Annotated in this window: 14 protein-coding genes; 1 reads left to right on the top strand and 13 read right to left on the bottom strand. The window is 74.9% G+C overall.

Annotation, left to right across the window (positions count from 1 at the left end):
* Positions 1 to 37: 37 nt before the first annotated feature.
* The 13 genes from ACFVFH_RS31485 to ACFVFH_RS31425 all read right to left on the bottom strand — a co-directional run bounded on the left by ACFVFH_RS31485 (position 38) and on the right by ACFVFH_RS31425 (position 20,341).
* Positions 38 to 2,638, bottom strand: a complete 2,601-nt coding sequence (locus ACFVFH_RS31485; protein ID WP_383774983.1) for an AAA family ATPase — start codon at positions 2,636 to 2,638, stop codon at positions 38 to 40.
* Entirely contained in the window at positions 2,635 to 4,020 is a 1,386-nt protein-coding gene (locus ACFVFH_RS31480; RefSeq protein WP_383774980.1) for a hypothetical protein, read from the bottom strand. Before ACFVFH_RS31480 ends, ACFVFH_RS31485 begins: the two co-directional genes overlap by 4 nt.
* Positions 4,017 to 4,709 (bottom strand): 4Fe-4S single cluster domain-containing protein, encoded by a 693-nt coding sequence (locus ACFVFH_RS31475; protein ID WP_383774978.1) that lies wholly within the window; start codon positions 4,707 to 4,709, stop codon positions 4,017 to 4,019. The genes ACFVFH_RS31480 and ACFVFH_RS31475 overlap by 4 nt, the downstream gene beginning before the upstream one ends.
* A complete protein-coding gene (locus tag ACFVFH_RS31470; protein ID WP_383774976.1) occupies positions 4,706 to 6,292 on the bottom strand; it encodes a VWA domain-containing protein in 1,587 nt (528 codons plus the stop codon). The genes ACFVFH_RS31475 and ACFVFH_RS31470 overlap by 4 nt, the downstream gene beginning before the upstream one ends.
* Positions 6,289 to 7,689 carry a sugar kinase gene (locus ACFVFH_RS31465; protein WP_383774973.1) on the bottom strand — a complete coding sequence of 467 codons (1,401 nt, stop codon included), beginning with the start codon at positions 7,687 to 7,689 and terminating at the stop codon, positions 6,289 to 6,291. Before ACFVFH_RS31465 ends, ACFVFH_RS31470 begins: the two co-directional genes overlap by 4 nt.
* On the bottom strand, positions 7,686 to 10,178 hold the full coding sequence (locus ACFVFH_RS31460; protein WP_383774971.1) for a hypothetical protein: 2,493 nt from the start codon (positions 10,176 to 10,178) through the stop codon (positions 7,686 to 7,688). The genes ACFVFH_RS31465 and ACFVFH_RS31460 overlap by 4 nt, the downstream gene beginning before the upstream one ends.
* Positions 10,175 to 11,365, bottom strand: a complete 1,191-nt coding sequence (locus ACFVFH_RS31455) for a hypothetical protein (RefSeq protein WP_383774968.1) — start codon at positions 11,363 to 11,365, stop codon at positions 10,175 to 10,177. Before ACFVFH_RS31455 ends, ACFVFH_RS31460 begins: the two co-directional genes overlap by 4 nt.
* 38 nt (positions 11,366 to 11,403) lie before the next feature.
* The gene (locus ACFVFH_RS31450; protein ID WP_383774966.1) at positions 11,404 to 13,266 is read right to left on the bottom strand and encodes a hypothetical protein; all 1,863 of its coding nucleotides are present in this window, start codon (positions 13,264 to 13,266) and stop codon (positions 11,404 to 11,406) included.
* Positions 13,267 to 13,769: 503 nt separating this feature from the next.
* A complete protein-coding gene (locus ACFVFH_RS31445; RefSeq protein WP_383774964.1) occupies positions 13,770 to 14,867 on the bottom strand; it encodes a macro domain-containing protein in 1,098 nt (365 codons plus the stop codon).
* 58 nt (positions 14,868 to 14,925) lie between these two features.
* The gene (locus ACFVFH_RS31440; RefSeq protein WP_383774961.1) at positions 14,926 to 15,603 is read right to left on the bottom strand and encodes an RES family NAD+ phosphorylase; all 678 of its coding nucleotides are present in this window, start codon (positions 15,601 to 15,603) and stop codon (positions 14,926 to 14,928) included.
* On the bottom strand, positions 15,603 to 16,280 hold the full coding sequence (locus ACFVFH_RS31435) for a hypothetical protein (protein ID WP_383774959.1): 678 nt from the start codon (positions 16,278 to 16,280) through the stop codon (positions 15,603 to 15,605). The genes ACFVFH_RS31440 and ACFVFH_RS31435 overlap by 1 nt, the downstream gene beginning before the upstream one ends.
* Positions 16,264 to 19,713, bottom strand: coding sequence for a CHAT domain-containing protein (locus ACFVFH_RS31430; RefSeq protein WP_383774956.1), 3,450 nt, complete (start codon positions 19,711 to 19,713; stop codon positions 16,264 to 16,266). The genes ACFVFH_RS31435 and ACFVFH_RS31430 overlap by 17 nt, the downstream gene beginning before the upstream one ends.
* A 49-nt stretch (positions 19,714 to 19,762) precedes the next feature.
* The gene (locus tag ACFVFH_RS31425; RefSeq protein WP_383774954.1) at positions 19,763 to 20,341 is read right to left on the bottom strand and encodes a hypothetical protein; all 579 of its coding nucleotides are present in this window, start codon (positions 20,339 to 20,341) and stop codon (positions 19,763 to 19,765) included.
* A 716-nt stretch (positions 20,342 to 21,057) separates the two neighbouring features.
* On the opposite strand from ACFVFH_RS31425, the gene ACFVFH_RS31420 reads away from it, so the two are divergent.
* On the top strand, positions 21,058 to 22,470 hold the full coding sequence (locus ACFVFH_RS31420) for a family 2B encapsulin nanocompartment shell protein (RefSeq protein WP_383774952.1): 1,413 nt from the start codon (positions 21,058 to 21,060) through the stop codon (positions 22,468 to 22,470).
* Positions 22,471 to 22,541 lie beyond the last annotated feature (71 nt).

Raw genomic sequence — 22,541 nt, 5'->3', positions numbered from 1 at the left:
GGGGCCGCCCGGCGTACGGGCGTGCCGGGGGTCCGCATCATCCGGACCACCCCGGTGGTTCCCCGGCGGACCGGCCCTCCGCCGGATCCGGCACGTCCTCGGGCAGGAACTCCGGCCCCTTGTCCCCCTCGCTCCAGCGCCTCGCCTTGAGCGCCTCCATGACCTCCATCAGCCGGCGCACCTCACGGGCGTTGCCGAACGAGTCCGGGCCGGCCCTCCTGGTCTCCTCCAGCCACCGGCGGGCGCGTTCCGCGGTCCCGGGGCCCAGGACGTAGCCGCCCGCCACGGCGGAACGGCGCAGGATCTCCACGAGGTCGTCCAGGGAGAACTCGGGGAACGGCACCGTCGTGGTGAACCTCGACCGCATGCCCGCGTTGAAGGCGAGCAGTTCCTCCATCTCCCGGGGGTACCCGGCGACGACGACCACCAGCCGGCCGCGCCGGTGCTCCATCTCCCGGAGCAGGGTGTCCACCGCTTCCGCGCCGAAGCCCCCGGTGCCACGGGCGTCCCGGACCAGGCTGTACGCCTCGTCGATGAACAGCACCCCGTCCAGCGCCCGTTCGACGGCGTCGCGGACCCTGGGCGCGGTCTGCCCGACGTACTGGCCGACGAGGTCGGCCCGGGTCACCTCCACGACATGGCCCTTGCGCAGCAGCCCGAGTGCCCGGAAGAGCTTCCCGGCCAGTCGGGCCACCGTGGTCTTCCCGGTGCCCGGCGGCCCCGTGAACACCAGATGCGGCGGGTCGAAGGTCGCGGCGCCCCGCTCCTGGCGCATCCGCAGCCGCCGCGCCAGTCCGGCCAGTTCCGCGCAGACCGGTCCGAGGCCGACGTACTGGTCGAAGGAGGCGAGGAGCTCCGCCGGGTCCGGTGCCGGCCGGGGCAGGTGCTCGCGGTAGGTCTCCGGGATGTCGTCGCCCACGACGGGCTGATCCACGTCCCGTCCCACGCGTACGGACCACCGGGAACGGACCGCGTCGGCGAGGGTCCGCATCTCCCGGACGTTCCCGAACGCGGCGTCGCGGCCCCGGTGCATGCTCTCCACGATCTGCCGCAGCGCCGCCGCCGTGTCCTCCTCGACCGCCAGGCCGCCCTGTTCCAGACGGTTCATGAGGGTCGTGTGCAGGGTACCGGGGTCGTAGTCGGGGAACGCGACGATGTTGGTCTCGGGGAAGCGGCTCCGCAGCCCCGGGTTGGCGTCGAGGAACTGGTCCATCTTGTCCGGGTAACCCGCCACGACGACCACCAGTCGCCCGCGGTCGTCCTCCATGCGCTTGAGGAGCGCCTGGACCGCCTCGTCGCCGAAGCCGTCCCGCTGGTCGCTGAGCCCGTAGGCCTCGTCGATGAACAGCACCCCGCCCAGCGCCCGGTCGACCACCGCGTCGGTGCGCTGCGCGGTCTGCCCGATGTAACCGGCGACCAGGTCGCTGACCTTGGCCTCCACGCAGTGGCCCCGGTCCAGCACCCCGACGTCCCGGTACATCTCGCCGACCAGGCGGGCCACCGTGGTCTTGCCCGTGCCGGGGTTGCCCGTGAACACCAGGTGCCGGGAGGGTGGTTCGCCGTCCTGGGACCGGCCACGGGCCCGGAGCTCCTCGCTGGTCGCCAGTTCGGCGCGCAGGTCCTCGAAGCGGCGTACGAGCTCCTGCGTACCGGGCATCGCGGCCAGCCGCTCCCAGGGGGAGCGTTCGTGGGCGACGCCGCCGCCCAGCCAGGGCCGGACCGATTCCCGGTCCAACGCGTGCCCGGCGGCGAGGAGTTGTTCGAGGCGCTCCCGCCAGACGCGGGCGGTCCCGGGCTGACCGGCCATCGCCCGCACCACCCGGTCCAGGTCCCGCCACTCGACCCGCAGCCCCTTGCGCAGCCGCACCGAGTGCACCAGCCGTTCCAGTTCCGGTCCCCGGGGGAGCCCGATCCGGTGGGTGCCGCCGAGTGCGGGCTCGTCGCGTCGTTCGGCGACGAAGGTCTCCAGCTGGGGGCAGCGCCCGAGCCCTTGCAGGAACGCGGCCACCTGGCTCAGGGAGGACCTGTTGAACACGAGGATCCACTGGTTGCCCTCGACCGCGTCGGCCGCCCATTCGGCCAGGGCCCCGGCGAGCTGGCGCGGAGCCTGGTTGTGCAGCAGGAACTCGTCCGCGTGCGGGAACACCACCGCGGTCCGGTGTTCGGTGCCGCGGAGATAACCGGTGAGCGTCATCACGCCGAACGGGTCGGCGATCCCCGAGGCGCGGGCGGCGCCCACGCCCGACCCGGGGTCCGGGCCCGGTTCCGCGGTGGGCGCGGCGGCCAGGAGCTGGGTCCCGCCGAGCGGGCCGCGCAGCCCGGTGTAGTGCATGCCGCCCGGCCCGGAGGTGCGGCGGGCCGGGCGGCGGGAGCGTTCCCAGGACTCCTTGTCGCGGAAGTAGACCGGGTCGTGCAGGGTGCTGAAGACGATCCGCTCGAACCCCTCGGAACGGAGCATGCGCCAGAGGGCCTGTTCCATGGAGCGGACCTGTCCGGTGCCGTCGACGAAGACGTCACCCACGCCCGGCCCGTAGAACACCGTGAAGGGCTCCCCGGTGCGGACGGCCTCCGGGGCGAGCCGCTCCGTGTCCGGCGGGCGCCCGGGGGCGGGGCTCCCCTTCGTCAGGTCTCCGCTCATGTGGCCGCGCCCCGTCGGCCGGCCCGGCCGCCCGGCTCTCCGGGGCCCGTGATCCGGGCGCCCTCCGGAATGACCGTGGGCGCCGAGGGCTCCAGCCCCAGGGGCACGCCCTGGTCCCGCAGCGCCCGGTGCACCGCGTCGGCCCGCTCGCGGAGTTCGGCCTCCGAGGTGACGTCGTGGTCGCTGGACTCCACGCGGATCACGCACTGGTCCGAGTCCTTGTCCTCCTGGACGATCTCGACCCTGATCTCGTTGCCGTTGGCCGCGTTGCGCAGCCGGGCGTGGAAGGCTCCCCGTTCGTCGTCGTCGGCGTAGCCGGACTCTTCCTCCACCAGGTCGTAATAGGCGACCTCGGCGAGGGTGTGGGCCACCACATCGGCCAGGTTGACCCGCATCTGCGAGGTGAGCTGGCGCATCCCGGCCCGCTCCACGGCCTGGTCGAGACCCTGTTCGAGCCGGGGCGCCTCCTCGTCGCGCAGCGCGTGCAGGTCCTGTACGCCGGTGTGCGGGTCGCGGGCGCGGGTCAGCGCCCCGGCGGTCTCGTGGAGGACCTGGTCGAACTCGCCCTCGGACCAGTGCACGACGTCCAGTGTGCAGCCCGCAACCGGCCGGGCGTCCGGGCCGACGACGGGCAGATGCCGGTTCTCCGCCGCCAGGGCCTCCACCCGCACCAGTGCCTCCACCGCCTCCTTCTGGGCCAGGCAGCGCTCGAACTCCCGCTGCTCGATGTCCACCCGCAGGTCGCTCAGTTCGTGGAAGGTCTCCTGCGCCACGGCGAGCGCGGCGTCGAAGCGGCCCTCGGCCGCGGTCGCGTCGGCCGTGGCGATCCGCCCGCGGAGCCGGTCGAGCCGGCCGGGGGCGTACCGGTCGTGGGGCAGCTCCCCGTCGATGAGGTCGGCCATGGTGCGGGCGTCGGCGAGCCAGGTGCGCACGGTGTCCTCGGCGCGGGCCCGGTCGGCCTTGAACGCGTCGATCTCCCGGGCGAGGCGGGCGGTATCGGCGCGCCGCTCGGCACGTTCGGTGGCGAGGGCGCGCTCCGCCTCCCGGCGCTGTTCGTCGAGGCGCCGCCGGGTGTTCTCCTCGATCCGGCCCGCCGTCTCGCACAGGTCCTGGTGCAGGCGTTCGGCCTGGTCGCGCAGTGCGCGGTTGGTGTCGGCCTCGATCTGCCGGGTCCGGTCGCTGAGCCGGTCGATCGCCGCGTCCTGGCGGCGCTGGCGGGCCTGCACCGTGGAGAACACCCGGTCGACGTCGGCCCTGGTCTGTTTCCGTACATCGGCCACCAGGCGCGGGATGTCCCGTTTGACGGCCTGGAGCTGGCGTGCCCTGCGCTGCAGGCGGTGCCACTCCGACTCGTCGACCTGAATCCTCTTCCTGCCGCTCATGACCGTCCCTTCTGCTGTGGATGCGCGTCCGGACCCGTGCCGGAGCCGTGGGGGTGCGCTCCCGGGGGCCGGGCGCGGACCGTGTCGACCGCTCGCTCGAAGGCGGCGGGGAAGTCTCGCGGAGGCACCCCGATGAGCAGGGCCTCCCGGCCGTCGAGGGCGATCTCGACGTCCCTGGCGCGGCCCTCGAAGTCGTAGCCGCTGTCCACGAGGCGCGGGGTGAGGTGGTGGACCCGCTGGTTGCCACTGCCGCGCAGCCCGCGTCCGTCGTTCAGGGCGGCCACGTACGTGCCGTCGATCAGCACGTCGACGACGGCGAGCAGTTCGGGCACGTCCGGGGACGGGGGCCGGGTCCGCAGCCGCTCCAGCCGGTGGCCGGTGAAGCAGACCACGGAGACGTCCCTGATCCGCCGGGCCCGTCGGACGAGCCGGGCCAGCCCCGCGGCCTGGCTCATCGGTTCGCCGCCCGAGAGGGTCAGTCCGGTGACCCGGGGGTCCCGGAGCAGTTCGGCCGCGAGCTCGTCGGGGTGCGCCCGGCGCGCGGGGCGTTCGGGGATCCACTCCGGCGCGAGGCAGCCCGAGCAGTGGAACGGGCAGCCCTGCACCCACACCACGGAACGCACTCCGGGCCCGAGCGCGCGGGTTCCGACGCGGGTGGCCGCCACGTTCAGCGGCGGCTGCCCGGTCATCGGGCACCGCCGGTGCCGGGCCCGGCGGTGCCCGGTGCGGGCGCGGGTCCGCTGTCCGGGCGGTGTGTGAACGACAGTCCGCCGACCACGGCGCGGGCGCCCGGTGCGCAGATCACCCGGTCCGGCCGACCGGTCGCGCCCTGCGGGACGTACCGGATCAGCAGCTCCGTCCGGGGGCCGTCGGCGCCACGGCGGCGGCGTCCGCGCACCGTGCCGTGTCCGCCCTCGCGCGGCTGGAACGCCACCCGCCTCCCGGAGAGCGCGATCCGGCCCGGAACACCTCCCTCGAACACCGGCACGACGATCAGCGCCCCGGAGAGGAGGGGCCGGTTGACGCTCCGCCAGCGCAGCCAGGCCGGCACCAGGACCGCGAGGAGCCCGAGCAGGATTCCCGGCAGCAGGAGGGCGGAGCCGGTCTCCGCGCGCACGGTCAGCGGGCCGCCCCCGACCGCGACCGCCCCGGGCACCTTCAGGTCCACGTCGGGTGCGAGGGCCCGCTGCCACGGGGACGACACCCGTCCGGACACCCGCAGCACGGCCGAGGCCTCCTCGGTGCGGCGGTAGGGCAGCCCGCCCCCGTCCGGCCCGCCCGCGAGGCGCACCGGATACGTCCTGGACTCGCCGGGGCCGAGGGTCAGCCGCGTCGGCAGGCCGCTGATGCCGAGCGTGGCCCCGGCCGCCGAGAGCCGTGCGCCGCTCACGGTCAGCGGCAGATGCCGGGCGGCCGACCGAAAGGTGACGGAGGCGGTCGCGGAGCCCGTGGTGAGGTCACGAGGGCCGGTCGGCTCCCACGACGCGGTGACGCCCTTGCCCCGGTCCTCGGCGAGCAGCCGCGCCGCCGACCGGGCCCGGGTGCTGTCCCCGGCCCGCTGGAGGTAGGAACCCAGGTCCTGGATGCTTCCCGGGCGCAGCACGAGCGTGTTGCCGACGACGTCCCCGAGCCGTTCGGCGCCGCTCGCGCCCGAGGCCAGCGGCAGCGCGTACCCGGCGAGCGCGGTACGGGCTCCGAGGGCCTCGGCGCGCTTGCGCAGCGCCGTCCAGGGGGCGCCGGAGGACGTGGGGTAGCCGGACCCGCGCGGCGGCTGGTGGCGGCCGTCGGTGAGCATGACCACGGAGGCGACGCTCGCGGCGTCGGACCGCTCCAGCTCGCGCAGCGCCAGGTCGAGGGCGGCGCCGATGTCGGTGCCGCCGTCCGGGTCGGGGGCCTCGGGCAGCCTGGCGACGATCTTCGCGGGGTCGCCCGCCGAGCCGATGTAGCGTGCCTCGGGCCGGTCGTCGAAGGTGATGAGGGCGACGTGGTCGGCGCGGGTCAGGCCGCCGAGGAAGGTGCGCAGGGTCGAACGGACGGTGCCGTAGCGGCCCTTGGCCTTCATCGAGCCGGAGGTGTCGACCAGGACGACGTAGTCGACGGGCTGGTCGGCGACGCCGAGGTCACGGTAGATCTCTTCCCGGTCCGGTCCCTCGGCGGAGGCGGAGGCGGCCGGAACGGTGGCCGCCGCCAGGACGGTCAGCAGGACGGCCCCCGCGGCCACCGCACGCCGCAGCGTGGTCGTGGCACGTGGTGACCGGGTGGTTCGCTTCACGGGCGGACTCCCTGGGTGTCGGGCGGGCGTGGGGACGGCGGGCGTCGTGGGGCGGGGGGAAGGGGCGGTGCGGGGCCGGTCCCGGGCCGCGGGCCGTCCGGCAGGACGCCGAGCGGGAACTCCTCGGGCGGGTGCGCGCCGGTCCGGCCCCGGCCCAGCGGCTGGAGGACGAGGTGCGCGGCCCCTTCGGCGGTGAGGCGCAGCCCGACGTGGAAGCGCTCCCCGGCCACCGCGGGGACCGTCACGACGGCAGCGGGCCCGCCGTCCTCCGCCCCTTCGCCGCGGACCAGGATCCGGACCGCGCGCTCACCGCTCCCGTCGGCGGACGCGGTCCCGAACCGCACCCGCTCCCCGTCGGACTCGGCGAACACGGTGGCTCCCCCCGGGGCCAGCGTGTCCGGCGGGCTGATCAGCAGTTCGCCGCCGCGGGGCCGTCCGTGCACGGTGCGGTGGACGGCCACGGCGACCGCGTGCGGGTACCGGTCGGCCGCGTCGACGCGTTCCGCGGCCACCAGCGCGGCCCCGAACACCGCGGCCAGCGCGGGATCGGTGCCGTCCGGCAGCGGCACCTGCGGGCCCGTGCGGTCCGTCAGGAGCCGGGTCACCGCCCCCAACCGGGCCGGGCCGCCCACCGCGACCACGGGCGTACGGTCCGGCCCGGGGCGGGCGTCCGCGAGGGCCCGGTCGAGGCCGTCCGTGAGCCGGGCGAGGGCCCGGTGCACGGTACCGGCGGTGATCTCCCGGCCCGCCACCTCCTGGACCACGGTGTCCGCGAACCGCGCGGCGCGGTCCGGGCGGTCCGTCATCCGGTCGAGCGCGACCTCGGTGCGCCGCGCGTTCTCCGCCCTGGCCAGGTCGAGTCGGCGCAGTACGTCCGGGTCGTCGACGGCGAGGCCCGCCCCGTCGAGGACCGCCCCGTCGAACGCGGCGCCGTAGCCGTCGGGCGGCCCGTACCGGGTGAGCCGGGACACGGTCACGGTCCCGCCGACGAGCGCGCACCGCGCGATGTCGATCCCGGACGCGCCCAGATCGCACACCAGCACCGGGGGCGGGGGCGTGCCGTCCGCGTGGCGCAGCAGGGCCAGCACGGCGTGCGGGGCGCCGAGCAGCCGGGGCGGCGGGCCCCCGAAGTCCGGGGCGGGCCGCGTCTGCCGGCCGTGCGGGACGACCAGGACCAGCCGTTCCGGTGTGCCGCGGTGTTCGCGGTACGCGGCGTACGCCACGCCGAGTCCGGCGTACGGGTCGCCGCGTACTCCGGCGGGGGTGGGCAGGCCCTCGCCGGGCACCGCGCCCGGCAGGTCGACCAGGCGGGGTGTCCCGTCGGCGCCGATCCGCGCCACCCGGAGGAAGCGCGAGCCCGCGTCGACGGCGACGGCGTGTCGGGCGGGCGCGGTCATCGACGCTTCCCGGGCACGATCCGCCCCATCCTCCCCAGGACGCCCCGGCGTTCCCCGTCGGCGTCGGGTTCCGTCGCCGTCGGCGCGTCGGGGCCGTGCCACAGCTCGGCCATGATCCGTTCGTGCCGGGCCCGTTGTCGCCGGCTGTGCTCGGTGAGCAGTTCGCGCAGCCCGGGGTGCCGGTCGCCCCGGACCAGGTCGCGGTACAGCCGGAGGCCCGGCAGGTCCGCCGCGCGTTCGTCCATGGACCGGGCGACCTGCTCCAGTCCGTGCGGTCCGTGCGCCATGGTCCACCGGGCGACCGTGTCCAGGAGCTGCACCGGCAGCGGCGCGCCCGCGGCCAGCAGGAGGCGGGCCAGCTGCTCGTACGGCGCCTGGTCGCTCACCGCCCTGCGGAACTCGTGGACGGGCCGCAGCCAGGCCATGTCGTACCGGCGCGCCACCTGCTCCATGAGGTACGCGGGGACGTCGAGGTCGTCGAGCGGGCCGCCGCGCCCGGTGAGACGCCGGTGCAGCACCTCGCACACCGGTTGCAGGAAGCTGTCCGGCAGCACGACGCCCAGCTGCTCGATGACCCGCCAGCCGCGCGTTCCCGGCGTCCCCGCCAGAAGGGCGTCGGCGGCGAGGCGCCGCAGTTCCCCGTCCGGGCCGAGCCGGTTGATCAGGGCGGCGACGTACGCCCGCAGTTCCGCGTCGTCGGCGAGCCGTTCCAGGCGGGGCATGCCGGGCGGGCCGGTGCGGGTGGCCGCGCAGAAGAGGTCCGCGTCGGCCGCCACCGCGCCCCCGACCCGCTCCTCGACCGGCACCAGGCGTCCCACGGCCTCGCCGAGTCCGCGTTCGGTGCGGGCGACCCGCCACAGCCTGGGCCACATCGGGCCGAGCACCTCGGGCCGGCGCTGGAGCCGGGCGATCTCCAGCGTGGTCCGCCAGCCCTCCTCGAAGGCCTCGGCGAAGTCGGCGGCGTCCGTGGCGGTGGTCCCGGCGGGTGAGTCGCCGAGCAGCACGGCCGCGAAGCGCAGCCAGCCGGGGGTGGCGTCGGCGGCCAGCTCGGTCCGGGCCCGCAGCACCAGCCGTTCGAGCGGCCTCAGATTGCGCCGCCTGTGCTTCAGCAGGTACCGGAGCCAGGTCTTGCCGACGGCCGGTTCTCGGAAGAGGATGCGGTCGGCCGGCTCGGTGCTCCGGCCCCACTGGTCCTCCGCCATGTAGATGAGCGACCCCGCCCAGTCCCGGGTCGGCGCCTGGGCCTCCACCAGGGCGTGGAACAGCTCGTCGAAGGTTCCGGGTCGGTGCGTCTCGACCACGTTGTGGACGACGCCCAGGTACTGCTCGGCCCGTTCGAAGGAGCGGGCCGGGTCCCCGGCGCCGAGGACCTCCGCAACGAGAAGGGACCGCAGCCGGTCGGACCACTGCTCGGCGAGGAGCGCACCGGCCCGCGCCGCCCTGCCGTGCCCGCCCCGGACCAGATAGCCCGTCAGGACCGTGAGCCGCTGGTCGTCGAGGGTGGCGGCCGGGTGCCGGTCGAGGACGCGGGCCACCTCGGTCAGGTCGCCCGCCCCCGAGCGGACCTCCTCGACCACCGTGTCCAGCAGGTCGGCCTCGCGCAGGGCCTTGTGGGCGCCGCCCGGATCGGGGGCGGAGGCGGCCGGTTCCGTGGCGGCCAGCAGGTGCCGCACGAGTGCCCGGGTGTCGTCGGTCTTCGTCCGCAGCGCGCGCAGGCCCTTCAGATAGCCGCGGGCCGCGGAGCCGCGCGGCTCCTGCGGCGGGGCCCCGCCGAACGCGGCGGCGCACTGCCCCGCACGTGCCGTCGGCGCGAAGAAGAGCCGCAGGTCGTGCTGTGCCTGGCCGGTCCAGGTCGCGGCGCTGAGCCAGGACCGGCACGCGTACGGCAGGAGCGAACAGATCGCGTCCAGGGCCCGGACCCGGTCCGCGACGTCCGGCAGCGGCCGGCCGGGGCTCGGGGTGATCGCGACCTGCCGGTCGTCGAGCAGCAGCGCGGCGACACCGGACGCCCAGGCGAAGCCCAGGTCGTCGACGAGCGCGGCGAGTTCGGCGGCCGAGGTGTCCGGCACGGTGATCTCGGCCGGGGCGTCGTCGTCCGGCAGCGCGGGCGGTTCCGCGGTCAGGGCGCGGTCGATGCCGGACCAGGTCAGGGCGGAGCGGGAGACGTCCGGCCAGTCGAGCAGGGTCAGCCGCCAGGTGTAGCTGGGGGCTCCGGTGCCGTCGGACGTCCCGTCCCAGCTCGTGTCCACGCGGGCGCAGACGGGGGCGGGGCGGGTCTCCGACGCGCCGAGGAACACCCGCCAGGGCAGCGCGCCGTCGGGGTCCTGGCCCTCGGGCGCTCCGGTGGCCGCGGCCCGCCAGAGGTAGCTGTCGGCCCGGTTGCCGGGGAGGCTGCTGCGCAGCACCTCGTACCCCATGGTCCGCCCGGGATGTTTGCCGAGCACCGCCCGGTGCGCGGTCAGTCGTCGCTCCCCGAGGCCCCCGTTCACCGCCGCTTGCCCCCGAGCTTGCCGGCGAGGCCGCGCTCGCGGGCCCGGTTCCGGTAGATGCGCTCCTCCAGGTCGATCAGGGGTTCGAGTACGTTGATCGGTTCCGGGGAGGTCCGCAGGCACGATTTCCCGTCCACCTCGATCGGCTGGACGTAGTCCCGGTAGTCGAAGACGTGCTGCGGGGTGAGCCGGAAGCCCACGGCGGAGGTCGCGTAGTAGGCGATGCGCCGCCGGTCGAAGTAGGCGTGCAGGGCGTCCCGCACCAGACGCGCGTTGGCGCCGCGGAAGTCGTCGCACATCCACTGGAAGAACTGCTCGCCCTGCTCCGCCGGCACCCGGGGCAGCTGCGCGCCCACGGTGTCCTGGACGGCCCAGCCCGCTTCCGCGGCGGGCCGGAAGATGTCCGGGTGGTCGAACTTGGCGACGCAGACGGACACGTAGTGGGGCAGTCTGCCGTCGACGAGCCCCTGGCGGTTGCGGACCTGTGCGGTGAGCCGGGTCAGGGTCGACTGGAGGAAGGTGAAGCTCTCGGTCGCCGTCTCGGCGTCACCGAGCGGGTCGAAGAGGTAGATCAGCCCGTGGGAGCGGGCGAGCTGGGCGACGAGCTGGGCCTGTTGGGGATGGCCGTCGCCGAAGACCTCCCCGGCCGCGTCCTGGATGTCGAGGACGAAGCCGGGCCGCCTGCCGCTGAGCCCCAGCTTCCCCTTCTTCCTGGGCCCCTGGATGGACCAGGCCAACTCGCGGACGCCCATGGTGGCCTCGGGGAAGACCCGCTGCCGGGTCAGCAGGTCCATGCCGCGGCTGAGGAACGCGCCGGCCTCCTCCGTCATGCCGCTGATGTTCCAGCCGCCGTCGTGGTGCCGCTGGTGCTGCATGGCGGCCAGGGGCAGTGCGGTCAGGTAGGTGGTCTTGCCCGAACGCGGCGCGCCCCACAGCCCTATCCGGATGCGGTCCGCGTCCGGGCCGCCGGACGGGATGCGCTCGGGCGTCGAGTTCGGTACGGAGTCCGGTACGGCCGACGGCGGCAGGGCCCCGGAACCCCCGCCGGGGAGCGTACCGCCCCCGCTGTCGGCGTCGTCGCGCGCCGTGCCGTTCGGCTCGTTCCCCTCCCGCCCCGCGTTCGGGTCGTGCCCGTTCGGTTGCCTCCTGGTCGGGTCGTGCCTGTTCGGGTCGTAGAGGTCGTCCATGGGCTCTCCTCGTGCTGGGCCAGGTCGTGGGGGGTGTGTCACATGAGCGGGGCGGCGAAGGCGATCGGGCACTCCGGGCCCTCGTGCCGCCACGGCGGGTCCAGGGCCCGGACCGCGTCCCGGGCCGAGTCGGTGCCCGGCCGGAGCACCCCGTCGACGCCCAGGGCCCGCCAGGTCTCGGCCGCGTAGTGTCTGGCCTGTCTGCCCGCCGCGTCGGAGGGCGGCGGGCCGGTGGCCGGGTCCGCCCGCGCCAGCACGCGGAAGCCGTCCGCCCGGAGCCGGTCGAGCGCCGCCCGCCAGTCGGTGCCGTGCGGGCAGGCCGGTACGACCCCCTGCTGACGGGACGGGGCGGGCGGCCGGCGGCCGACGATCAGGAGGACCCGGCACACCTCGGCGGTGCGGGGGTGTCCGGCGGAGAGCGCGGCCACCGCGTGCAGCGCGTCCTCCAGGGAGGACACGGTGTCCTGCCGCCGCGGGGCCGGTGCCCAGTCGGCCAGCGCCCGGGACAGCCCGGCGGGCGGGCGCGCGGTGACCGGGGCCCGCAGCAGCACGCCCTCCCTGGCCCAGGTGCTCTCGTAGTCCGTGTGGTCGTAGTGGCCCACGGCTCCGACCCGGACGGCGCTGCCGGTGTGGTCCCTGCGGGCCAGCAGGGCGGCGACGTCCCGCACGAAGGCGAGGCGTTCCTCGGTCTCGGCCGCGTCGGCGCCGCTGAGTTCGACGGTGAACAGCAGATCGAGGCGAGGCGGGCGCACCATCCGGCGGGGCAGACCGGACAGCAGACGGGGCACGTCGACGGAGGACCGCTCGGGCTGCCGCTCGCTCGCGGGGGCGACGAGGTCCACCTCGCCGGGGCCGCGCAGCACGAAGGTGAGCCGCGCCGGTTCCAGCGCGGCGACCCTGAGCCGGTGCACGGTCACCGCCGGGGCGCCGTTGCCGTCGGGGGCCGGGGTCCCGGCGAGGACCGGCAGATGGAGGGGGTCGGCTCCGGTGGCTCCGCCGTAGACGGTGACCTCGGCGGTCGCGGTCTCGCCCGGGGCGAGCCGGGAACCGGCGGGGAAGAGCACATGGCTGTGCGGGCGTACGGCGCCGGTGTCCCGGTCGGCGCGGGCCAGCAGCAGGGTGTGGTCGGTCAGCAGCGGCAGGGTGCGCAGGATCCGGCGCACCCGGTCGACGGCGGCGCGGCGGGCGGGCCCTTCCCCGGGGTTCCCCGGCGCGGCGCCGTCCCCGGGCAGTTCGAGGCGTACGGCGTGGTCCCGGGCCACGAGGTCGGCCGCGCGCCGCAGCAGTTCCCAGCCCGGTGCCGGGCGCAGCAGGACGGCCGCGGTTCCCGGGGCGGACGGCAGTCCGGGGGCGAGCCATTCCCGTACCGCGTCGTCGAAGGCGTGGCGGTCCACGGGCGGGAGGGTGCCGTTGCCGCCCGCGAGCTGGAAGCGGCGCAGGACGGCGTCGGCGTCGAGGGCGGGCACGACCGTGCGCCAGGGTGTGCTGTCGGCGTCGAGGACGGGGATTCCGGCCTCGGTGAAGGTCGCCCGGGTGAGGTGGAGTCCGTCGGGGGCGCACTCCACGAACGTCAGTTCCGCCCGGCCGCGCCGGAGTTCGTCGAGCGGTGTGCCGTGTCCGGCCGGCGCGGGGAGGCCGTCGGGGAGACCGGCTCCGGGCCGTGCCGTCGCGTCCTCCCGCGGCGGGCCGCCCCTGATGACGGCGGCGAGGCGGGGGTGGTCCTGCGGGTCCGGTGCGGCGAGTGCCGCCGCGCGCAGGTCCCAGGCGTGTTCCGCCGTCCGGAGTGCGGCCTCGGCGGCCGCCAGGTCCGCCGCGGTCGGTCCACCGAGCACCGGGTCGTCGTGGAGGCGCCAGCCGCAGACCGCGCAGCTGTCGAGCCGGTCCTCCGGGGTCGCGCACACCGGACAGACACCATGCACACCACAGCCCCCCGTAGTCCGTCCGTGCCCCGGGTCGCCGTGGCGGTCCGGGCGCTGCCGAGGCCACGCGCCGGTGGCCGCCGCGATCACTCGATCCCCTTGCGGAAGAGGGATGATGATTCCACGTCAGATTCACGCACGGGCGACTTCCGAGAACCGCGGACAGAACTCGCCGGAGACTCCATCAGCCGGTCACGACCGGAACCAGCCACTCCGATCCCCGTCGGCCGGACGCGCCGCCCATGCGGCCGCGCACTGCCCGCACGGCCGCCTCCGGTACCGGCGCGGACGACCGGCCGCCCCATCGTCAACCCGCTCACCACCCCGTCGTTCACCGACCGGTGCCGTTGGGGAGAACCACGACCGTGCGCGTCCCGACGGCGAATCCGGCGACACGAATGCGCCACGCCGCTCTCGCTCGTCAGGTGCCGGGCGGAGGGCCTTGGCTCCATTCCAGCGGGTCGGCCGGTCGCGGACCGGGCACGTTACGGGCGGATCCCGGGCCCGAGCCGGGCCAGCAGGGCCGCCGCCTGCGGATTGCGCATCACGAAGTGGACGTCCCAGTCCGCACCGCGCGCCAGCTCCGCCTCGACGGCGGCCCACACGGCGCCCAGACTGACCTGGTACGGCAGCCCGCCGCGGCCCGAGCCGAGCAGGGGGAAGCACACCGAACGCAGCGGCGGGTCCGTCCGCCCGGACTCCTCGGCCAGCACCGCGAAGGTCCGCGACACCGCCGCCGTGACATGGGTGGGCAGCACGTCGTAGTCGTTGGTCCCGGCCCGGGGCACCGCGATCGCGGCGTGGTAGATCCGCCGCACGCCCTGCGCGTCCAGGGCACCGGAGCCGGTGGCGACCACGGTGCCGGGCAGCACGGCGCGCCCCGAAGTGCCGTGCCGCACGGCCCACTCGTGCAGCCCGTCGTGGACCGGGTCCTCGATCACATCACCGGTCACCCCCCACACGGTCGCCGCCCTGCGCAGCGAGGCGGCGACGGACGACTTGTACGACTCCGGCAGCGCGAGGTGGACGTTGATCGGCGAGACCACCACGTCCACGTCCCGCAGCAGGTCCACGGGGTGCGTGTGCACGGTGAGCATCACCTGGCGGTCACCGGCGCGCACCCGCACCGTGCGGTGCGTGACGGTGCCCCGCGCCCTCTCCTCCTCCGGGGGCGCCTCCTCCGCCGCCTCCCGCTCGGCCGGTGCCGCCGCCAGGCGTACGACGTGCTCGGCGACCTGGCCCAGGACCATCACCTCGTGGTCCTTGCGGAAGCGTTCGACGCTGACCCCGTACACCGAGGCCGCCCTGGCCCGGCGCGAGGACGCCGGCCAGTCGCGGGTGCCCTGCGCGAGTCCCAGGGTGTACTCGGCGGCGGTACGGAGCGTGCCCTCGTCCAGGAGGGAGACGGCGCGCCGCAGCAGCGACTCGACGGCCGCACCGGACGTACGGGCACCCGTCGCGGCCACGGCCGCCGCCGACTCCAGGTGCGGCAGCGGACGGCCGCGCAGCCGGACGAGGCCGATGCGCCGGACTTCCCTGATCTCTTCGAGAGTTGACGCAAGGTCAGGTTGGGGCGATGCCATGCGATCACCATGGCACCGCGGCCCCCTGCGGACAAGCCGGTCCGGATTCCCGCGGGTGTCACTCCCGTCGCGGCCGCGAGATCTCCGCGCGCAGTGGTTCGAGGTACTGGTTGGCCCGGTCGATGCCCGCGTCGGAGTCGAGCCGCGGGATCCCCGAGGCGGGCACCACGTCCAGCGGGCGGCCCTCGCAGTGCGCGAACCGGTCGTGGAACAGCACCAGGGCACGCTGCGGGCGGTTGTGCCGGGACTGCCAGATCAGCCCCATGGCCTCGGGGGCCTGCGCCCGGATCTCGCTCGCCCAGCGCCGGGCGGAGACATAGTTGCGCTCGTCCTCCAGAAGCGTGGACTCCTGGCAGACGGCGGCCAGGTCCTTCGCCTCGACCAGGGAGACCAGGGTCAGCTCGCACCGGGTGCGCAGCACGCTCAGCGTGCGGTGCAGGACGGTGGCGTAGGGGATGCGCCGCCGCCCGGCGGGCAGTTCGAAGGGGCGGGAGCGCAGCACGCTCTCGGCGAGGGCCGTGGTCGGGGTGTCCCCGAGGTAGAGACAGTGGTACGGGTCGAGCGGCGTGCCGTCGAAGCGGCTGCCGTCCTTGAACTCGAAGGGGTCCGCCAGCTTCGGGTTGAACTGGTCCGGCTCGTACCGGATGTTGTGGACCCGCCACAGCTCGGTCCCGGCCGGCAGCACCTGGAGGACGGGCCGCAGTTCCAGCGAGGTCATCGGGAAGATGCCGGTCATCAGTCCCCCTCCACCAGCGCGGCGGCCGCGCCCACGAGTTCCTGGTCGGGCAGCCGGCCCAGGAGTGCCGCGGGTGTCCCGCCCAGCCAGGTGTTCCCGCTGAGCCACCAGGCCGCCGCGCCCCAGGGGTCGATGTCGGCGAGGAGCAGCCGGTTGACCCGGATGACCACCTCGTACGGGCTTCCGCAGCCTTCGGGGAACTGGAACTCCGGGTAGCGCTCGCCGCCCCGGGGGTCCGCCAGTCTGATCAGTTCCGGCGGCGCCGCTCCCCCGCACCGGGCGTGGGCCTCGTCCCTGGAGAGGGCCGGGGCGCGCAGGATCTCGTCCGAGGTGTCTTCCGGCGTGCCGGGTGCCGGTGGTGACGTGGGCGCCAGCAGCGTCACCAGCTCCCGCGCTCCCGTGACCGCGGCGGGTTCGGGCGGTGCGGCGACCAGGCGTACGGCGTCCAGGGCGGCCCGTACGGGATGGTCGAACGGCAGCGCCAGCAGGGCAAGCCGGACGCCCTGGAAGGCCCTGCGGACGGCCATGCCGTCGTCGGGCGCCACCTCGGCGAGCGCTCCCAGCCGGGTGAGCAGCAACGCGTACTGCTCGTCGTCGAGCGCCGCGCGGACCGCGGTGCGGTGTTCCCCGATCAGTGCGAGCAGCCGGCCGGCCGGGCCCTCACCACTCGTGTTCATCCGGTCCCCCTCCTTCACGTGTCTCCCCCGTCCCTGCCGGGCCGGGGTGCCCCTGGTGGATGAACGCGGCCCACAGCGGGACGCGGTCCAGGTCGGTTCTCTCCGCCTGCCGGAGCAGCGCGCCGCCGAGCGAGCCCGGGTTCTCCCGGCCGGGATCGAGCATCCACAGCTGGGCGGCCCTGAGCGCGTCGACGGGGCTGAGCCCTTCGGCGTTCAGATGGTGGTGGAAGACCGCCATCAGCAGGGCCGCGGTGCCGTCGTCAGCCGCCCACCGGGATCCGACGACATCCCGTGCGCCGCCCGTGACGAACGCCGTGGTGAGCGTCAGCGCCTCGTCGTGGTCGCGGGTGCTGAGATCGGTCCGGCAGGCGCTCAGGACGACCAACGGGCCTTCTTCCAGGGTCTGTTGACGTACGGGCCGGTCGAGCAGCCGGGTCACGGTGAGGTCGCCCGGTTCCGGGCCGTCCGGCCCGGCGGACGGTTCTCCCGCAGGCTCGGCGGCGAGGCGCAGGGCGGAGACCGTGGGCCGGACGCCCGCCGATCCGTGCGAGGCGACGTGCAGCAGGGAGGCGCCGTCGGCGAGGAACCCGAGGACGTCGTCCGGGGTCCCGGGCAGCAGCTCGTCCCGGGGTACCTCGAACATCCCCCCGCACAGCCGGGCCCGCGGGTAGAAGGCGTTCCGCAGGGCCAGGACCTCGACCTCGGCGTAGGTCAGGTCCAGGGTGGGGTCGGCGAGGAGCACCGGGGCGGCCGCCGGGTGCCGCGGCGCGCGCCGCACCGTGCGCAGGAACTGGCCGCCGGACGCCGCGTAGCTGAACACCGTGGTCCGGCAGAGGTAGGCGGGCGGTGTGCCGGGCCCGCGCGCGGCGTGCCAGGGGACGATGCCGAGGCGGCCGCAGGGCACCAGGACCAGGCGGAGCGGGTCCTCCGTCCGGTCGCCACCGGTCCGCAGCGCCTCCTCCAGGGCGCCGACGACGGGGCCGAGCACCTCGTGGGCCCAGTCGCACAGCGCCACCAGGGACTCCTCCCAGCCCTGGGCCGCAGCCGCGTCGCCGGGGGCCGCGTCGTACAGGGCGGTGGCGTCGAGGTAGCGCTCCAGCGGGCCGTTCCCGGCGCCCGACAGCTGTGGCAGGACCTTCATGGCGAGGCCGCGCTCGGGCGACACGATGACCGCCACTCCGGCTTCCGCGTCCTCTCCGGGGACGAGGTAGACCAGCGCGTCGGCGTCGCTCTCCGCGACCCCGTCCGCGAGGTCGGCGGGCGTGGGGGTGCCGAGCGGACCGCCCCGCTCGCGGTAGCCGAGGGCTTCGAGGGCGCGGCGGCGCAGGGTGCTCGGCAGTTCGGCGGGGACTCCCTGCTGCCGGGCGGTGTCCGGGGCTCCGTCGGCCCCGGGCGCGACGGCTTCCCGCCAGGCGTCGGCGAGTTCGTGGTGGCCGCCCGCGTCGAGGAGTTCGGGCACGGCGGACGAGGTGGACGCGGCGTGCAGCACCAGGGCACGCCCCAGTTCGAGCACGGCCACCGCCTCGTGCAGCCGCCCCTGCGAGGCCGCCCACAACGCCGCCTGGACGGCGCGGTTCGCCCCGGAGCGGGCGGTGAGGAGCCCGTGTTCCGCACCGGCCTGGAGGAGTACGTCGGCTCCGAGCGCCGTCAGCGCCTCCTCGGCCGCGGCCAGCGCCCTGATGTCCTTGACGTCCTGGTGGAGGACGCCGCGCTCGCGGTAGGCCTCGGCCAGTCTCCACAGTGCCTCGGCGGCGATCCTGGGGGCCCTGCCGTCCCGTACGGCGTCCCGGACACGTTCCAGTTCGCCGATGAGCAGGTCCAGGACGGCCGGGTCGCGGGTGAGTGCGTAGCGCAGTCCGGCGAAGAGTGCGGCGGAGTAGATCTCGTCCGGGGAGGCGTCCGGCGGCGGTGGGACGTGGTCGGCGCCGGGCGCCTCCCCGCCCGCGAGTGCGGCGCGCAGCAGGTCGAAGTCCGGTCCGGTGGGCAGGGGCGCCGCTTCCGCGAACGGGAAACCGCTGGCGCGGGCACCGGCCATCCCCTTCTCCAGGAGGGGGGTGCCGCGCCGGACCGGCTCCAGGTCGCCGAGGACGGCACCGAGCCGGGTGAGGGCCGCGCCCAGGGTCAGTTCGACGACGAAGCGGAACGGATGGCCCTCGGGGACGGTCCGGGCCAGCTCCTCCGCGTCGGCGACCAGTCCGGCGAGCGTCTGCGGGTCCTCCGCGTCGAGCACCTTGGCGTAGAGCGCCTGTGCGTGCCCGAGGACGGCCGGGTCCCGGAACCCGGGAGGCAGCGGGCCGTCGTAGTTCTCGAAGTAGCGGACGATGGCGTCGAGGTGGGCGCGGCCCGCCGACTGGTCCTGGATCGTGCCTCCGGCTCCGGCGCTGACGTTGAGCAGCAGCGCCATCAGGGCCTCGATCCCGGGCGTCGGGTCGGGGCCGGGCGGCGGCGTGTCCTGCACGGAACGGAGCTTGCGGAGCATGTCGTTGAGCGCCTGGGGATCGCCGTTCCTGAGTGCCTCGTCGAACCCGTGGGTGGTGGCGTTCACGGCGTCCAGAGCGGCCGCGATACGCCGGATGTCCCCGAGGGCGAGCGGCGGCCCGGGTTCCGGTGGCGGGCCGGGGGCGGCGGCCTTCTCTGTGTCCGTCTTCTCCCCCCGCGCCTTCTCGGCGTCCGTCTTCTCGGCGTCCGCGGGGCCGTCGGCGGCGGCTCCCTCGCTCCCCGCGGCCTTCTCGCCCCCCGGCCACCCGCCGTCGCCCCCGCCGTCGCCGAACATCCGCCCCACCGTCTGCCGCAGCACGTCCGCGAAGGGGTCACCGGCGGGCATCGTGTTCGCGAGGATCTCGGTGAAGTCCGGTCCCGTGCCGGCCGAGAACAGCGCCCGCATCCGCCGGTACTCGGTGAGGAACTCGGGCGGCAGCGGCAGTTCCGCGATGTCGTCGGTCAGCTCGTGGATCTCCGTCGCGAAGGTCATCACCCCGCCGGGCCCGGACCGCGTGATCCAGTCGACGAACGCGGCGAGGTCCGGCACTCCCCCGGGCACGCCCGGCTGCGGCTTCATCGGCGTCAGGAGCGTCAGCAGGAACAGCGCGGCCCACCGCCGCTCCTCCGCGCCGACCGTGGCGCCGAGCGCCGTGCGGGGGTCCCGCGCGTCCCGCAGCAGCCGTTCCGCACGCTCGCGGTCCGCCTCGGACCCGGCCCCGGCGGAGAGCCGCAGGGCGAGCGCGCCGCCGAGCCATACGCTCACCGCACCGCGCAGCACCGGGTCGTGGTCCAACAGCCGTACGAGTTGGTCGAGTTCCCCGACCGACCTGTCGTACCGCGCCGGTGGCACCGCTCGCGCCCCCATGGCCGGGACCAGTCCTCTGACCCGCTCCGCCGCCTCCGCCGACCAGGTGCGCAGGCCCTGGACACCGCCGCTCTCCTGGTCGCTCATCGGCACTTCCTCTCCCCCGGAGCCCGGTCCGCCCCCGGCAACGACACCACTATGCCGATCCGTCGGACGCGGGCGGGCGGGTTCCCTGGCTTCGACCACGGAACACCCGGGGCACGCCCAGTTCGGCCCGCATCTCCCGCCGCATCTCCCTCAGGCGGCGCCAGAGCACGTCGATGCGCTCCTGCACGGCCGCCTTGGAGTCCCCCTCGCGCGGCATCCCGGCGTCGAGACGCCGCACCATGCCGTAGACCCTGCCCAGTTCGCGGCTGAGGTCGCCCGCCAGGTCCAGGACCCGGTCCGGCACCCGCAGCTGGGCCTCCGCGTACACGTCGCGGTGCTGGTCACGCGCCTCGGCCAGCCGCTGCCGCACGGACGTCGTGTCGTCGCGGTTCAGGGCGTGCACATGGTCGGTGAGTGCGGCCAGATACTGCCGCGCAGCGGTGTTGAGGGCGACGTAACAGGCCCTCAGCTCCTTGGCCTCGCCGCGCCGTTCCCGCGCCAGCTCGGCACGCTCCCGCTCGTGCTGCCGGCTGCGGTCGGCGGCGCGCTGGGTCAGCAGCGCGGACAGCAGCGTTCCGACGACCCCCACGACGGCGGCCGACAGAGCGGTCGCACTCCCGACGTCCACGCAGTACCCCCACTCCGGCGCACGATCACGTCATGACGGTCCGGTCACGTCCTGGGTCCAGCGAAGCAGGGGGTCTCGGGGCTTGGGAACAGCGCGCCCGGAAGTCGCCCCGGGTACGGCCTGCCCGCGACCAGCGGGACGTACGGGGGCCCGCCGTCGTGCGCGCGACCGGTGGATGTGCCGGTCGCGGCGATCGCGTCCGTGACGGCCGCCCGGTACGCCCCCCCCCGACGGCCGGTGGAGCGGTGACGAGTACCGAACCGCGTGCACGGACTCGTACACGCCCTCGCTCAAAACCACCCCTGTCCGCCCGCGCCGTCCGGCCGCCGGAATCCCGGAAACTCCGCCCGTGCGTGCCGCGCCCAGCGGCCGCCCACCTCGCGGAAGGCCCGCACGGCCAGCAGAAACCCTGCGCGAACGGCGGTTCCGCCGCTCCTCGGGCCGTCGCCCGGCGACTACCGCGGCACGACCGGTCACGCGCCGGAACCCGCCACCGATCGCGGCTGGATCACGCCGACGCTCGAACAAACATCGCGCGAGCACGATCATCGTATCGAGTTAATGTCGACGGCTTTCCTTGCTGCCGAGGGCGAAGCGGCCATTAGTGTCCCCCTGTCACTTGGACGGATTCCCGTCCACTTACCCCCTTTTCTCTCCTCTCGCCCCATGGCGTCCTCATATGTGCGTCACCGCCCCGACCAAGGAGAACGTGCCCGATGACTGTTGGTTCGAGCCCGGAAGCACCGCAGGAACCGGCCCGGCAATCCAGCCTGAGCACGGCCGCTGCCCGCAACCTCGCCAGCACGACCAAATCCGCCCCGCAGATGCAGGAGATCACCTCCCGGTGGCTGCTGCGGATGCTCCCCTGGGTGGAGGCCAAGGGCGGGGCCTACCGGGTGAACCGTCGCCTGGCCTACACCGTCGGCGACGGAGTCGTGGAGTTCGTCCAGGACGGCACCCATGTCAGGGTGATCCCCCGCGAGCTCGGTGAACTGGCCCTGCTGCGCGGCTTCGACGACGTGGAGGTGCTGACCGCCCTCGCCGACCGGTGCGTCCAACGCGACTTCCGGGCCGGCGAGACGCTGGTCGAGCGCGGGACCCCCGCGGACAAGCTCCATCTGGTCGCCCACGGCCGCATCAGCCAGACCTCCGCCGGTAATTACGGCGAGGAGGTCGCGCTGGACGTGCTCGCCGACGGCGACCGCTTCGGGGAGAACGCCCTCCTGGACGAGGAGGCCCGGTGGACGCAGACCGCCACCGCCGAGACCTCGGGCACCCTGCTCACCCTGTCGCGCGCCGACTTCGCGGCCGTGGTCTCCGGCGCACCGGGCCTGCGGAACCACCTCGAAGAGTTCGCCTCGCTGTCCGACCGGCGGCAGAACCACCGCGGTGAGGCGGAGATCGCGATGTCGGCCGGCCACGTCGGCGAACACGGGCTGCCCGGCGCGTTCGTCGACTACGAACTCAATCCGCGCGAGTACGAACTCTCGGTCGCCCAGACCATTCTGCGGATCCACACCAGGGTCGCCGACCTCTACAACGGCCCGATGAACCAGACCGAGGAACAGCTCAGGCTCACCATCGAGGCGCTGCGCGAGCGGCAGGAGCACGAGCTGATCAACAACCGCGAGTTCGGCCTGCTCCACAACGCCGACTTCAAGCAGCGCATCCAGACGCACTCCGGCCCGCCGACCCCGGACGACATGGACGAACTGCTCTGCCGGCGCCGCGGTTCCAAGTTCTTCCTGGCGCACCCCCGGACGATCGCCGCGCTCGGGCGCGAGTTCAACGCGCGCGGGATCTATCCGGACCACGTCGACCTCGGCGGTCAGCAGGTCCCGGCCTGGCGCGGCGTTCCGATCCTCCCCTGCAACAAGATCCCCGTCACGCAGGAGAAGACCAGCTCGATCCTCGTCATGCGTACCGGCGAGGAGAACCAGGGCGTCGTCGGTCTGCACCAGACCGGCCTGCCGGACGAGTACGAGCCGGGGCTGTCGGTCCGCTTCATGGGCATCGACGAGAAGGCCATCATGTCCTACCTCGTCAGCACCTACTACTCCGCCGCGATCCTCGTGCCGGACGCCGTCGGCGTACTGGAGAACGTGCAGATCGCCCGCTGGCCCAAGTAGCGCCCCCGGTCCGAACGGCTCTGTGCGACACCCCGGACGCCCGGGGGAGGCCGCGGACGCCCGAAGGACTT

Origin of the sequence: Streptomyces sp. NPDC057697, from assembly GCF_042799335.1 — a bacterium.
Classification (GTDB): Bacteria; Actinomycetota; Actinomycetes; order Streptomycetales; family Streptomycetaceae; genus Streptomyces.
The sequence above is the reverse complement of the archived record's forward strand: the minus strand, read 5'-3'. Positions and strand labels throughout refer to the sequence as shown.

What these genes read in the sequence shown, in the direction of transcription:
- ACFVFH_RS31485 (WP_383774983.1), bottom strand. Translation starts at nt 2,638, where the DNA reads ATGAGCGGAGACCTGACGAAGGGGAGCCCCGCCCCCGGGCGCCCGCCG.
- ACFVFH_RS31480 (WP_383774980.1), bottom strand. Translation starts at nt 4,020, where the DNA reads ATGAGCGGCAGGAAGAGGATTCAGGTCGACGAGTCGGAGTGGCACCGC.
- ACFVFH_RS31475 (WP_383774978.1), bottom strand. Translation starts at nt 4,709, where the DNA reads ATGACCGGGCAGCCGCCGCTGAACGTGGCGGCCACCCGCGTCGGAACC.
- ACFVFH_RS31465 (WP_383774973.1), bottom strand. Translation starts at nt 7,689, where the DNA reads ATGACCGCGCCCGCCCGACACGCCGTCGCCGTCGACGCGGGCTCGCGC.
- ACFVFH_RS31455 (WP_383774968.1), bottom strand. Translation starts at nt 11,365, where the DNA reads ATGGACGACCTCTACGACCCGAACAGGCACGACCCGACCAGGAGGCAA.
- ACFVFH_RS31445 (WP_383774964.1), bottom strand. Translation starts at nt 14,867, where the DNA reads ATGGCATCGCCCCAACCTGACCTTGCGTCAACTCTCGAAGAGATCAGG.
- ACFVFH_RS31440 (WP_383774961.1), bottom strand. Translation starts at nt 15,603, where the DNA reads ATGACCGGCATCTTCCCGATGACCTCGCTGGAACTGCGGCCCGTCCTC.
- ACFVFH_RS31435 (WP_383774959.1), bottom strand. Translation starts at nt 16,280, where the DNA reads ATGAACACGAGTGGTGAGGGCCCGGCCGGCCGGCTGCTCGCACTGATC.
- ACFVFH_RS31430 (WP_383774956.1), bottom strand. Translation starts at nt 19,713, where the DNA reads ATGAGCGACCAGGAGAGCGGCGGTGTCCAGGGCCTGCGCACCTGGTCG.
- ACFVFH_RS31420 (WP_383774952.1), top strand. Translation starts at nt 21,058, where the DNA reads ATGACTGTTGGTTCGAGCCCGGAAGCACCGCAGGAACCGGCCCGGCAA.